The 12,289-nt window shown below is 67.9% G+C and carries 15 protein-coding genes; 10 read left to right on the top strand and 5 right to left on the bottom strand.

Features of this window, described 5'->3' with window-relative positions; translation table 11 throughout:
* Positions 1–71 precede the first annotated feature (71 nt).
* The 5 genes from F3J15_RS22835 (at position 72) to F3J15_RS22815 (ending at position 3,583) form a co-directional block, all read left to right on the top strand.
* A complete protein-coding gene (locus F3J15_RS22835) occupies positions 72–467 on the top strand; it encodes a hypothetical protein (protein ID WP_039358086.1) in 396 nt (131 codons plus the stop codon).
* 101 nt (positions 468–568) lie between these two features.
* Positions 569–1,567, top strand: coding sequence for a homoserine kinase (locus tag F3J15_RS22830; protein WP_166894225.1), 999 nt, complete (start codon positions 569–571; stop codon positions 1,565–1,567).
* Positions 1,558–2,367 (top strand): BPSS1780 family membrane protein, encoded by an 810-nt coding sequence (locus F3J15_RS22825; RefSeq protein ID WP_089486238.1) that lies wholly within the window; start codon positions 1,558–1,560, stop codon positions 2,365–2,367. The genes F3J15_RS22830 and F3J15_RS22825 overlap by 10 nt, the downstream gene beginning before the upstream one ends.
* Before the next feature lie 186 nt (positions 2,368–2,553).
* Positions 2,554–3,006, top strand: coding sequence for a MarR family transcriptional regulator (locus tag F3J15_RS22820; RefSeq protein WP_069251079.1), 453 nt, complete (start codon positions 2,554–2,556; stop codon positions 3,004–3,006).
* A gap of 157 nt (positions 3,007–3,163) precedes the next feature.
* Positions 3,164–3,583 (top strand): organic hydroperoxide resistance protein, encoded by a 420-nt coding sequence (locus F3J15_RS22815; RefSeq protein WP_011355825.1) that lies wholly within the window; start codon positions 3,164–3,166, stop codon positions 3,581–3,583.
* Between the two features lie 113 nt (positions 3,584–3,696).
* On the opposite strand, the gene F3J15_RS22810 is transcribed toward F3J15_RS22815, so the two are convergent.
* The gene (locus F3J15_RS22810) at positions 3,697–3,873 is read right to left on the bottom strand and encodes a DUF3563 family protein (protein WP_069251078.1); all 177 of its coding nucleotides are present in this window, start codon (positions 3,871–3,873) and stop codon (positions 3,697–3,699) included.
* Positions 3,874–3,969: 96 nt separating this feature from the next.
* The gene (locus tag F3J15_RS22805) at positions 3,970–5,064 is read right to left on the bottom strand and encodes a PHB depolymerase family esterase (protein ID WP_166894223.1); all 1,095 of its coding nucleotides are present in this window, start codon (positions 5,062–5,064) and stop codon (positions 3,970–3,972) included.
* Between the two features lie 248 nt (positions 5,065–5,312).
* On the opposite strand from F3J15_RS22805, the gene F3J15_RS22800 reads away from it, so the two are divergent.
* The 4 genes from F3J15_RS22800 (at position 5,313) to F3J15_RS22785 (ending at position 8,394) form a co-directional block, all read left to right on the top strand.
* Positions 5,313–6,011: a phosphatase PAP2 family protein gene (locus F3J15_RS22800; protein ID WP_166894221.1), complete on the top strand. Its 699-nt coding sequence runs from the start codon at positions 5,313–5,315 to the stop codon at positions 6,009–6,011.
* 137 nt (positions 6,012–6,148) lie between these two features.
* Positions 6,149–6,949 carry a molybdate ABC transporter substrate-binding protein gene (gene modA, locus F3J15_RS22795; RefSeq protein WP_166894219.1) on the top strand — a complete coding sequence of 267 codons (801 nt, stop codon included), beginning with the start codon at positions 6,149–6,151 and terminating at the stop codon, positions 6,947–6,949.
* 10 nt (positions 6,950–6,959) lie between these two features.
* Positions 6,960–7,637 carry a molybdate ABC transporter permease subunit gene (modB, locus tag F3J15_RS22790; RefSeq protein ID WP_069251074.1) on the top strand — a complete coding sequence of 226 codons (678 nt, stop codon included), beginning with the start codon at positions 6,960–6,962 and terminating at the stop codon, positions 7,635–7,637.
* A 55-nt stretch (positions 7,638–7,692) separates the two neighbouring features.
* On the top strand, positions 7,693–8,394 hold the full coding sequence (locus tag F3J15_RS22785) for an ATP-binding cassette domain-containing protein (protein WP_166894217.1): 702 nt from the start codon (positions 7,693–7,695) through the stop codon (positions 8,392–8,394).
* Between the two features lie 166 nt (positions 8,395–8,560).
* On the opposite strand, the gene F3J15_RS22780 is transcribed toward F3J15_RS22785, so the two are convergent.
* From F3J15_RS22780 to F3J15_RS22770, 3 genes are all read right to left on the bottom strand, one after another.
* On the bottom strand, positions 8,561–9,397 hold the full coding sequence (locus F3J15_RS22780; RefSeq protein WP_166894215.1) for a TOBE domain-containing protein: 837 nt from the start codon (positions 9,395–9,397) through the stop codon (positions 8,561–8,563).
* 48 nt (positions 9,398–9,445) lie between these two features.
* Positions 9,446–11,080 carry a CHAD domain-containing protein gene (locus F3J15_RS22775; protein ID WP_166894213.1) on the bottom strand — a complete coding sequence of 545 codons (1,635 nt, stop codon included), beginning with the start codon at positions 11,078–11,080 and terminating at the stop codon, positions 9,446–9,448.
* Positions 11,081–11,206: 126 nt separating this feature from the next.
* A complete protein-coding gene (locus F3J15_RS22770) occupies positions 11,207–11,590 on the bottom strand; it encodes a tautomerase family protein (protein WP_011355834.1) in 384 nt (127 codons plus the stop codon).
* 115 nt (positions 11,591–11,705) lie between these two features.
* Here F3J15_RS22770 and F3J15_RS22765 point away from each other — a divergent pair.
* Positions 11,706–12,289: LysR family transcriptional regulator (locus tag F3J15_RS22765; protein WP_166894211.1), on the top strand; the 584-nt coding region annotated here is incomplete at its 3' end.

Here is a 12,289-nt window from a genome sequence, read left to right as displayed (position 1 = left end):
GCCCCTACGCACGCGAGGGCCGGATGGGGCGCAGTATTTGCTAAAATCGGTGGGTTCACTGGAGACTCATCATGAAGCCGCTCATTCTCGTCGCCGCTGCCGCCGCGTTTGCCGCCGCCAGCGTCGCTTACGCCGCCGGCGGCACGCCTGACGCCGACGCGCAGGCTCGGGCCGAGGCCAACGAGGCCGCCGGCCTGCCCGATCTCCGCAAGATCAACCGGCCGGGCGCCGAAGTCACGTCGAAAGTCGACTTCGCCGACATCCGCCGCACGCCGAGCTTCCACGAAAAGAGCAAGAACGGCACCGAAGTCACCGAGTACCGCGATCGCGGCAAGCCGGTCGAGATCGACGTGAAGTCGAACTTCGGCACGCGCTACCAGATGAGCTCGACGCCCGACACGTCGCCGAAGCCGCACGACGCGGGCATCCCGATCACGCGCCTGCCGTCGCTGAACCTGCGCTACTGATTCCGGGGCGCGCGGCATCGAACGCCGCGCGCCGCCTCCCTTCACCTGATGTCGCGACGCACGCCGCCCGCGTGCCGACACCCTGACCTGACGCATCTCGCATGGCCGTTTTCACTGCTGTTTCCGACTCCGATCTCGCGCAATGGATGCGCCACTACGAACTGGGCGACGTGCTTGCGTTCCGCGGCATTCCGTCCGGTATCGAAAACAGCAATTTCTTCCTGACGACGACGCGCGGCGAGTACGTCCTCACGATCTTCGAAAAGCTCACGGCGCAGCAACTGCCGTTCTATCTCGACCTGATGCGCCATCTGGCCGGCCACGGCGTGCCGGTGCCGGATCCGATCCCGCGTGACGACGGCGCGCTGTTCGGCGAGCTGCACGGCAAGCCGGCCGCGATCGTCACGAAGCTCGAAGGCTCGGCCGAACTGGCGCCCGGGGTCGAACACTGCATCGAGGTCGGGCAGATGCTCGCGCGCCTGCACCTCGCCGGCCGCGACTATCCGCGCAACCAGCCGAACCTGCGCAGCCTGCCGTGGTGGCAGGAGAACGTGCCCGCGATCGTGCCGTTCATCACGGATGAGCAGCGCGCGCTGCTGGAAGGCGAACTCGCGCACCAGGCCAGCTTCTTCGCGTCGGACGACTACGCGGCGCTGCCGGCCGGGCCGTGCCATTGCGACCTGTTCCGCGACAACGTACTGTTCGCGCACGCCGCGCCCGGCACCGGCCACGACGTGCGGCTCGGCGGCTTCTTCGACTTCTATTTCGCGGGCTGCGACAAGTGGCTGTTCGACGTCGCGGTCACGGTCAACGACTGGTGCGTCGACCTCGCGACCGGCGTGCTCGACGTCGCGCGCGCCGAAGCGCTGCTGCGCGCGTACCAGACGGTCCGGCCGTTCACGGCCGAGGAGCGCCGCCACTGGAGCGACATGCTGCGCGCGGGCGCGTACCGCTTCTGGGTGTCGCGCCTGTACGACTTCTACCTGCCGCGCGCGGCCGAGATGCTCAAGCCGCACGACCCGGGCCATTTCGAACGCATCCTGCGCGAGCGCATCGCGCATACGCCCGCGCTTCCCGAGATCCAAACCGCATGCAACTGATCGAAGTGCCCGCCAAAACGGGCTATGTCTGGTTCCGTCAAGGCGTCTGGCTGTTCCGCCGGAACCCGCTCGCGTTCATCACGCTGTTCTTCACGTACCTGCTGGCGATCACGCTGATATCGATGGTGCCCGTGATCGGCTCCGCGCTGCCGCTGGTATTCATTCCCGGCGTCGCGGTCGGCTTCATGGCCGCGTGCCGCGACACGGTGGCCGGCAAGCCCGTGATGCCGACGATCCTCGTCGACGGCTTCCGCTCGTACGGCACCGTCGCAACCCAGCGGCTGCTCGTGCTCGGCGTGATCTACGTCGCGTCGATGGTGGTCGTGTTCGCCGCTTCGTCGTTCGTGGACGGCGGCGCGCTGTTCCACGTGATGATGGGCGCGGCGGACGAAGCAAGCACGACGCCGGAAGCGCTCGCCGCGCAAGGCACGCTCGGCGCGCTGTTCTTCGCGACGCTGCTCTACCTGCCGGTCGCGATGCTGTTCTGGTTCGCGCCGGTGCTGGTCGCGTGGCATGACGTCCCGCCCGCCAAGGCGCTGTTCTTCAGCGTCGTGAGCTGCTGGCGCAATCGCGGTGCGTTCGTCGTGTACGGCGTGCTGTGGTTCGCGGTCGCGCTCGGCACGTCGCTCGCGCTGTCGCTGCTGCTGCAGGCGCTCGGCGCCGGCGCCTATGCGCTGACGATCATGATGCCGGTGACGATCATCATCGTCACGATGCTGTACTGCTCGTTCTACGCGACCTATCGCGGCTGCTTCGGCGTACAGGAACCGGGCGCGACGACGACCACGTCGGGCCGCTGAAGTCTCTGCGGCCGGCGCGCGTCGCCGGCCCGCCGTTCTCCGCGCCGGGTGGCCTCCCGGCGCTCCTCCCTTCCCCCGCCTCCATCAGCCACCACTCGTCGCCGATCGCCCCTGTTCATCCCGATCTTTTGCGCGCAAAATAATTTGCGTACAAATTGTTCGCGCGTTCGCCGCGCCGCCTGAATCATGGACCGCCTGCCTCCGCTGCCCCAGACACTCGACGAGCAACTCTGCTTCGCGCTCTACTCGACTTCGCATGCGATGACGAAGGCGTACAAGCCGCTGCTCGACAAGCTGTCGCTGACCTATCCCCAATATCTCGCGATGCTCGTGCTGTGGGAACGCGACGACATCGCCGTCAAGGACATCGCCGCGCGGCTCGACCTCGACCCGGCCACGGTCACGCCCCTGCTGAAGCGGCTGGAGGCGCTCGGCTACGTCGAGCGCGTGCGCAGTGCGACCGACGAACGCATCGTGAACGTACTGGTGACGCCGGAAGGCCGTACGTTGAAGGAGCGCGCGCGCTCGGTGCCCGCCGATCTCTTCTGCGCGATGCAGCAATCCCCCGACTTCCTGGTCAGGCTGCGCGCCGATCTTCAGCAGTTGCGCGACGCACTCTCGGCTGCCAACGAACGCTGACAGGCGGGCTTCGATGAACCGGCCCGGTACTGCCGGGCCTTTTCTTCAAAAATTCATTTGCACACAAATGATTTGTGTTCTATTGTTTGTACGTGGCCGGCGACACCCCCGTTCGACCGGGCCGCTTTTCCTCCCTTTTCCAGACAGGAGCTGCACGATGAACATTCTGTACAAGACCAGCGCCACGAGCACGGGTGGCCGCGACGGCCGCGCGGTATCCGCTGACAACAAGCTGGAAGTGAAGCTGGCCGCGCCGCGCGAACTCGGCGGCACGGGCGCGGAAGGCACGAATCCGGAGCAGCTGTTTGCCGCAGGTTACTCGGCCTGTTTCCTGAGCGCGATGAAATTCGTCGCCGGCCAGGACAAGAAGGCACTGCCGGCCGACACGCAGGTCACGGCGGAAGTCGGCATCGGCCCGAACGACGCAGGCGGCTTCGGGCTCGACGTCGAACTGCGCGTATCGCTGCCGGGGTTCGACAAGGCCGACGCGCAAGCGCTGGTCGAAAAGGCGCACCACGTGTGCCCGTATTCGAACGCGACGCGTAACAACGTGCCGGTGCGCCTGACGGTCGTCTGACGCGACACAAGGCCCGGAATGCAAAAAGGGCGCGTGCGGCATGGTGCCGCACGCGCCCTTTTCTGCTGCGTGACTCGCCGGAATGGCGGACCTGACTGCCCGCCCTGCGCTTCTTAGCGCGAACCGAACGTATAGGGGCGGTTCATCGCCGCTTCGCGGTCGATCTTGCGCATGCGGAATTCGAGATCATAGATGTCGGTCGCTTCGGCCAGATACGCGTCGGCGCGCTCTTTCGAGGCCTTTTCAGCGTTCTTGGTCAGCATCAGGAAGAGGTGGCTCAGCAGGTACATGGTTGATCTCGCAATCCAAAGGTTCTTTGACTAGGGTTTTCCCGAATTATAGGGAAAACCCTAGTCTTTGGCCAGCGTCGATCAGACGGTGCGTCGTTAGGTCGCCACAGTGCGGCGCTGGGTTTCGAAAAAGGCCCAGATCATCGCGCTCGCATCGGGGCCGACCGCCGCGTGGAACGGCACGGCTTCGTCGCCGCCGGCCCACGCATGGTCGAGCCCTTTCACATGACAGAGCCGCACGACCGGCTCGCCGTCGCGGCAGACATCGGTGATCTGCGCGCCGGCGTCGCGCGTCTCGACCCGTTCGCCACCGCGCAACGCGCCGCGGCTGTCGGCAAGCCCGTTCAGGCGCATGAACTGCACCGTCAGCTGGTCGGCATTCTTCGGCGCGACCACGTGGTCACCGTCGCCCTGGACAACCAGCGCCGGCATGCCCGGATAGGCGGCGGCATCGACCAGCGCGTCGACGGCCGCAGCCGGGTTCTGGCGCACGCCGCGCCGCATCACATCCATTGCGGTGATGCCCGAGGTCGCCTCGCCGAGCGCAGGGCCCGAATGCAGCGCCACCGCCGCGAAACGGTCCGGATGGTGCAGCGCAAGAAGCGACGCGAGACCCGCGCCGGCCGACAACCCCGCGACATAGACACGCGACGCGTCGAAACCGTGTTCGTCGACGAGCGCGTCGACGAGCGACGCCACCGCGTTCACCTCGCCGCGGCCCGCGCGGTCGGTGTCTTCATACCAGTGCCAGCAGCCGTGCGCGTGCGCGCGCAGCGACTGCTCCGGATACAGCACCGCAAAGCCGTGCTTGTCAGCGAGCAGGTTCATCCGCGTGCCTTGCACGAACTCGTCGACGGACTGCTGGCAGCCGTGCAGCATCACGACGAGCGGCATCGCGCCACGCCGGCGGCCCGGCGGCACGTAGAGGCCGTAGGCAAGATTCTGGACGAGGCGCCCGAGCGCGGGGGCCATCGGATGTTCGCCGCGCGTCCACTCGCCGGCCGCCCATGCGGCCGCGCGTGGTCGCACGCGCGATTCGCGCGGCGGGGACAGATCGGATACGGCGGTGGAGGCCGCGGCCTCGAGGGCATCACGTGTGATGCGCTGCGCGTCGCGCGCCGAGCGCTTGGCGGCCGGAGACAGCATGCGTTTCATGCCGCCCAGCCACACCTTGGTCAGACTTTTGGTCATCGATCGGGCTCGCAGTCAGGAAAAATAGGGGCACCACAGCGGATGCATCGTTCGTCTTTGTGCAATGCACCATAACATTGTTTCTCGGATTTTTCCTGCATGCGGATAGTTCCCGGCCGCGCAAAAAACGGGGCTCATGCGCACGCGGCGCTATACTGAAGCTTCGCCGCTTGTATCCGTTGTAGTCGTTCTTTCCGGCTCGCGCGTTGATTTAAGCATCCTCCCCGCCTTCGTTCGTCCCCTTCCCGATGTTCGACCTGTCGTCTCACCTGTGGATCATGATCACCGCGTTCGGCGGCGCCGGCCTGACCTTGCCGCTCGCGATCACGATCGCCGTCTGGCTCGCACTCGGCTACTCGTGGCAGCGCGCGGCCGCATGGCTCGGCGTGCTCGCGGCCGCGATCGGCGTGGTCGCGCTCACGAAGATCGCGTTCCTCGGCTGGGGGATCGGCATCCGCAAGTGGGATTTCACGGGGTTCAGCGGCCATGCGATGCTGTCGACATCGGTCTATCCGGTCGCGATTTTCCTCGCGCTGATCCGCACGCGCACGCCAGTGCGAATCGCCGGCATCGCGCTCGGGCTCGCGGCCGGCGTCGCGGTCGGCGTGTCGCGCGTCGCGCTCGACGCCCATTCGCCGTCCGAATCGATCACCGGCTGCATCGTCGGTGCGATTGCCGCAATCGCGTTCATCGCCTGTTCGTGGCGCGCGGTGCCGCACCGCTGGTCGGTGCCCGCGGTCGTTGCGAGCCTCGCGCTCGTCACCGTGGCGCTGCACGGCATCACGGTGCCGTCGCACCGCTGGGTCACCAAGGTGGCGCTGCAACTGTCGGGCCACGAGCGTCCGTTCGTCCGCGCGCGCTGGAAGGCCAATCCGAACTACCGCCCTGCTTCGCAGCCGTCGTCGCTGCAGCGCACCCAATCGTCGCCGCAAACGCTCCGGACGTGACCGCCCACCCGGCCGCCGCGTTCGCCACTTTTCACGTCTGACCATTACATGCTCGCCGTCGCATGAGCGGTATGTCGAGCGTTATAACCCGCCCTATATTACGATTACGGTTTCCACCCATTCAAAACGAATCCACCATGCGCTCAACCGTCCGTCCGCTTCGCCGCACCCTGCTTCGCCTGCTGCCGATCGCCACGCTTGCCGTTGCCGGTATCGCGTTCAGCGCGCCCGCGTCCGCTGCCGACGAACTGGTCGTGTCGGCCGCCGCCAGCCTGACGAACGCATTCAAGGCCGTCGGCGACGCGTACGAGAAGCAGCATCCGGATACCAAGGTGCTGTTCAACTTCGGCGCGTCGGACGTGCTGATGCAGCAGATCGCCAAGGGCGCGCCGGCCGACGTGTTCGCGTCGGCCGACCAGAAGGCGATGGATCGTGCAGCGGACGAAAAGGTGATCGTGCCCGGCACGCGTCGCGATTTCGCGGCGAACTCGCTCGTGCTGATCGTGCCGGCGGACAGCAAGGCCGCCGCGCCGACGTCGCTGAACGACCTGACCGCGCCCGGCGTGAAGCGCATCGCGTATGGCGACCCGGCATCGGTGCCGGTTGGCCGCTACACGGAAGGCGCGCTGCGCACCGCCGGCGTGTGGGATGCCGTCAGCGCGAAGGGCGTACTGGCCGCCAACGTGCGCCAGAGCCTCGACTATGTCGCGCGCGGCGAAGTCGATGCGGGCTTCGTGTTCGGCACCGATGCCGCGATCATGCCGGGCCGCGTGAAGGTCGCGCTGACGGTGCCGACGAAGGCGGCCATCACCTATCCGATCGCCGTGGTCAAGGACAGCCGCCACGCCGCGCAGGCGCAGTCGTTCATCGACTTCGTCGCGTCGCCGCAGGGCCAGGCCGTGCTGTCGACGTTCGGCTTCAAGCCCGCGGGCAAGTGAGCGTAGCGCGATGCAAGACGCCTGGGTACCGCTGCTGCTGTCGTTGAAGGTTGCCGGCTGGGCAACCGCGCTCGACATCGTGCTCGGCGTCGCGGCCGCGTTCATGCTCGCGCGCTGGCGCTCGCCGCTGCGCGACGTCGTCGATTCCGTGCTGACGCTGCCGCTCGTGCTGCCGCCGACGGTACTCGGGTATTACCTGCTCGTGCTGCTCGGCCGGCGCGGCGTGTTCGGCGCGTGGCTCGACACGCTCGGCATCGAGCTCGTCTTCACGTGGCAAGGCGCGGTGATCGCATCGATGGTCGTCGCGTTTCCATTGATCCTGAAGTCGGCACGGGCTGCATTCGAAGGTGTCGATCCGCACCTCGAACGCGCGGCGCGCACGCTCGGACTCGGCGAAGTCGCGGTGTTTTTCCGCGTGACGCTGCCGCTTGCCACGCGCGGCATTCTCGCAGGCGCGCTGCTCGCATTCGCGCGCGCGCTAGGCGAGTTCGGCGCGACGCTGATGATCGCGGGCAACCTGCCCGGCCGCACGCAGACGCTGTCGGTTGCGATCTACGCGGCCGTCCAGGCCGGCGACGACAATACGGCCAACTTCCTCGTGCTGGTGACGTCGATCACCTGCGTGCTCGTGCTGCTCGCGACCGGCTGGCTCGTGCCGTCGCGTGCCCGGCGGGACCAGCTGACATGAAGCGCTCGCCTCGTTCATCGTCTTTCGCCATCGAGCGGCTTCGACGGAGGCACGCATGAGCCTCGTCGTCGACATCCGCAAGACCTACGCAAACGCCGAGCGCCGCTTCACGCTCGACATGTCGTTCACGGCAACGACGCAGCGAGTCGTGCTGTTCGGGCCGTCCGGTGCGGGCAAGAGCATGACGCTGCAGGCGATCGCCGGCCTGCTGTCGCCCGACGAAGGCACGATCACGCTGAACGGCGAAGCGCTGTTCGACGCCGCGCGCCGCATCGACGTGCCGACCCGCGAGCGGCGCGTCGCGTACCTGTTCCAGGATTACGCGCTGTTTCCGCATCTGAACGTGCGCCAGAACATTGCATTCGGGCTCACGTCGGGGCTGCGCAACCCGCGCGCGAAGATCGTGCCGCCGGAAGTCGCGTACTGGCTGCAGGCGTTCGATCTCGAGGCGCTCGCGGGGCAGTATCCGTCGCAATTGTCGGGCGGGCAGAAACAGCGCGTCGCGCTGGCACGCGCACTGGTCGCGCAGCCGCGGATCCTGCTGCTCGACGAACCGTTTGCGGCGCTCGACGGCGCAATGCGCCAGCGCATGCGTCACGAGCTCGCCGAGCTGCAGGCGCGGCTCGATATCCCGATGGTGCTGATCTCGCACGATCCCGACGATGTCGCCGCGTTCGGCGACCAGGTCGTGCAGTTGAGCGAAGGACGCGTGCAGGCGGCTCCGCCGCACGCCGAGTGGCCGACGCGCGTCACGTGAGCGCGCGAGGCCGTGGTCGTGGCAGGCAGTTGGAGCCTGAGAGAAGCCGCGCGTAGCGGCATATGCTGAAAGCGGAAACGAAGCCGGTGCCGTGCAGGCGCTGTGCGATGCCGGCTTCGCCCCGCCCGTCACACGATCGTCGACGCGCGCCGCCCGGCCAGCCTCGTCAGCCCGTCACCGCAAGAATCACGCTCGACGCCTTGAACAGCGCGATCGCCCGTCGTCCTGCGTCGAGTTGCAACGCCTCGACGCTGTCGTTGGTCACGACGGCCGTCAGCGTCCCGCCGCCGTCGAGCGCCAGCGTCACCTCGCTGTTCACCGCGCCCGCGGCAACGGTTTCCACGCTGCCGCGCAATTGATTCCGTGCGGACACTTTCAGCTCGGGCTCGCCATCGTCGACCGCGAGCACGACCCACGACGCCTTCACCAGCGCGCAGGCGTCCGTGCCGACCTGCAGGCCGAGCGCATCGGCGCTCTCGTGCGTCAGCACGGCAACGATCGGCTGTCCGCCGGGCAGCGTGAGCGTGACTTCGTCGTTGACGGTGCCGCGCACGATCGATGCGACCTTGCCGAACAACTGGTTGCGCGCGCCGGTCTTCATCCCGATCCGGCCGATCAGCGCCCAGTCGACGTCGAACCCGGCCACGGCCGCGCTCGCGGCCTCGATGAACCGGCGATGCTCGCGCTCGATCGTGCGGAACGCGGCGATCAGCGAAGTGGCGCGCGGCGTCAGCGTCGTACCGCCGCCGCCCTTGCCGCCCGTCGAGCGTGCGACGAGCGGTTCGCCGGCAAGATTGTTCATCGTGTCGACCGCATCCCACGCGGCCTTGTAGCTGAGGCCGACGGCCTTCGCCGCGCGCGTGATCGAACCGGTGTCGCCGATCGCCGCGAGCAACGCGATGCGCGTGGCGCCGCCGAGCGTCTGCTCGCCGGCGCGCAGCCACAGCTCGCCGCCCAATTCGAGCGGTTCGGCGGACGGGGAAGAATGCGGTGCGTCGGTCATCGGGATGCGTGCGGGAATCGGGCGGCCATTATAGTCAGCGCGCGCCGGTCAACCCGGCTTGCCGTCGAGCCTCGGCGGCCGCAGGCTGGCCAGCAGCGTCTCGGCGTCACGCGCCGCGCGCTGCTCGAGCGCCGCGCCGTAGCCACGCACGAACCCGAGCTGGTACGGCGGCGCGGCCAATTTTTCGAGATGCTGCAGCGCGACCATCGTGTCGTTCGCTTCGCCGAGCACGCTCTGCACGCGCGTGAGCGTCTTGACCGTCTCGGTGCGCGTGCGGCGCGACGCCAGCGATGCGAAGAATTCGAGCGCATAACGCAGCCGCTTCGCATCGATCCGCACCTGATGGCGCGCGGCCGTGTCGAGCGACGTCAGCGACGGCGACGCGTACAGATGACCGAAGAGCCGCCGCACGCGCTTCGTCGCATGGCGCCGCAGCGACGGCGCGTCGCCGTCTTCGGCCGTCGGCAGCGCAAGCGAGCTCAGCCACTCGAGCCAGCCGAGCGCCAGCCGCGCATAGCGAGCCGAATGCAGCGCCTGCCGTAACTCGACCCGCGCGGCCGCGCACTGAGCGCGCGCGGCGTCGAGCGTGCCGTTCCACTCGCCGTCGCCGCCGTCGGCCGCGATCAGCGCGGGCAGGCTTTCGGTCGCGAACACGTCCCAGTCGCGCACCGTGCCGAGCAGCGAGGCAAGCCAGCGCAGGTCGACACCGAGCGTATCGCGCCACTGGCGGTCGGCAAAGCGCGGGAAGAAGCGCATCAGCGTACGCAGGCGGCGCAGCGCGACACGCATCTGGTGCACGAATTCGGGATCGTCGTGCTCGAGCACCCCGCCCTCGTTGCCGAGCCACTGCGCGGTGATGTCGCCGGACAGCGCGAACAGCGCGGCGCGCTGCGTGCGCACGCCGGTCAGGTCGACGAGCTTGGCCTTGATGGGTGCGTCGGCGGCCGGCTCGGCCGCGCAGGCGCGATCGATCACGCTCGTCAGTTGCACGAAGGCGGGCCACGCGCCGCTCAATTCGCGCGCCGCGGCAAACAGCGCATGCAGCGCGGCGGTACGCGCGGGCAGCGTCTCCCAGTCGGGCGCCGCAAGGCGCAGCTCGACGAAACGGCGCGGCGGCTCGCTGCCGCGATGCAGCGTGACGTCGTCGAGCGTCATCTCGACCACGACGCCGCTGTCGTCGGCCCAGCGCCCGCGCCGCCGTTCGCTGACGAGGCGCAGCGCCGACGATTCAGGCTGCACGCTCGGGGCCGGAGGCACTGCGGCGTCGGGCGCGACGCCATCCACTTCATCTGCCGGTGCATCGGCGTCGGCCGCGGCGGCCGCCTCGGGCACGGGCAGCGGCATCGCGACGGCGATGCCCGCATGCTCCGCGTCGAACAGTTCGCGGGCCGTGACGCCGGGCGCAAACGCCTTCGTGCGCGACGCGACCACACGTCTTCCATGTGCATTCGACTCGACCCAGGTCCACCAGCTCGCGCAGGGGCTCAACTCGGCCTCCTCGATCTGGCAAGGCTCGATCGTCACGCGCTCATGGCCGCGGCGCATCCGGACCTGCGGGCAGATCCGCCACGCGCGCACGAGTTCGGCGCCGAAATCACGCTGCGCCCCCCGGGCGCGACTCGCGGTCTTGACCGGCCACCCTTCCAGCGACAGCGACAACACGATTTCCAGCACACGCGACATGGAGGCTCCTGCACATGAAGAATCGCCGGCGCATCGTCCGCGCCGGCGTCATCCGTGAAGCTGCTTCCATAGTACACGTCGTCAAAACTCGCAGGCGACGATCTGGCCCTGTCGCGCTGTCGCAGGTCAAACGGCGTATTGCGCGAGGCCGTTACCGAACGACCAATCCTCCTTCAGCACCTCGACAAGACTGATGAATACGTCCTGCTGCCGCACGCCCGGCTGCTGCGCGAGATTGTCCGCGATCGCCCGGTACAGCGCCCGCTTCTGCTCGAGCGTACGCGTGTTGTTCGCGGTGATCTGGATCATCACGAGATCGTCGCTGCGTTCGATATCGAGGTAGTGACGACCGAACACGAAGTTCTCGGCCGCATGCTCGGTGACGACCATGAAGATGTCGTCCTCGGGCACGTTGAACGTGTGCATCAGCGCGCGATGCACGCCGTCGACGAGCGCCGCACGGTAGGCGGCCGGCTTGCCTTCGCGGACTGCGATACGGGTGAATGGCATGGTCCTGCTCCTGTCGGTGAAGTTGACGTTGAAGAACGGAAACACAGCGTCAGGTTAGGCGCGGCGATCTATAATGAACAGTCATCGATGAATATTTCATCCATTTACATCGAAAATGAAAGTCCTTGATCTCGATGCCGTCCGCGCGTTCGTGCTGGTCGCCGATCTCGCCAGCTTCACGCGCGCCGCCGATGCGCTCGGCACCACGCAATCGGCCGTCAGCCTGAAGCTGAAGCGGCTGGAGGCCCACCTCGGCAAGCCGCTGCTCGCGCGCACGCCGCGCGTCGTCAAGCTGGCCGCCGACGGGGAAAATTTCCTGCCGGCCGCCCGCGCGCTGCTCGATGCGCACGATCATGCGCTGGGCGCGATCTCGGCCGGCACGCACCGGCTGTCGCTCGGCGTCAGCGAGCACGTTGCGGTGCCCGACCTGCCGGCCGTACTCACGAGCCTGCATCGGCAGGATCCGGGGTTGTCGCTCGAAATGCACCTCGGCACCTCGACGAACCTGCTCGCGCAATACGACGAACGCCGGTTCGATGCGGTAATCGTGCGGCACGAGCCGGGCGAAGACCCGCCGCGCGAAGACGGCACGCTGCTGTTTTCCGAACCGCTGGCCTGGCTCGCCGCGCCGGACTGGGTGCCGCGCGCGGGCGAGCCGCTGCCGCTCGCGGTGCTGGCCGGCGCGTGCGGTGTGCGGGC

Origin of the sequence: Burkholderia sp. Ap-955, from assembly GCF_011753045.1 — a bacterium.
Lineage (GTDB): Bacteria > Pseudomonadota > Gammaproteobacteria > Burkholderiales > Burkholderiaceae > Burkholderia > Burkholderia lata_D.
This window is presented reverse-complemented; position numbering and strand designations above follow the sequence as displayed.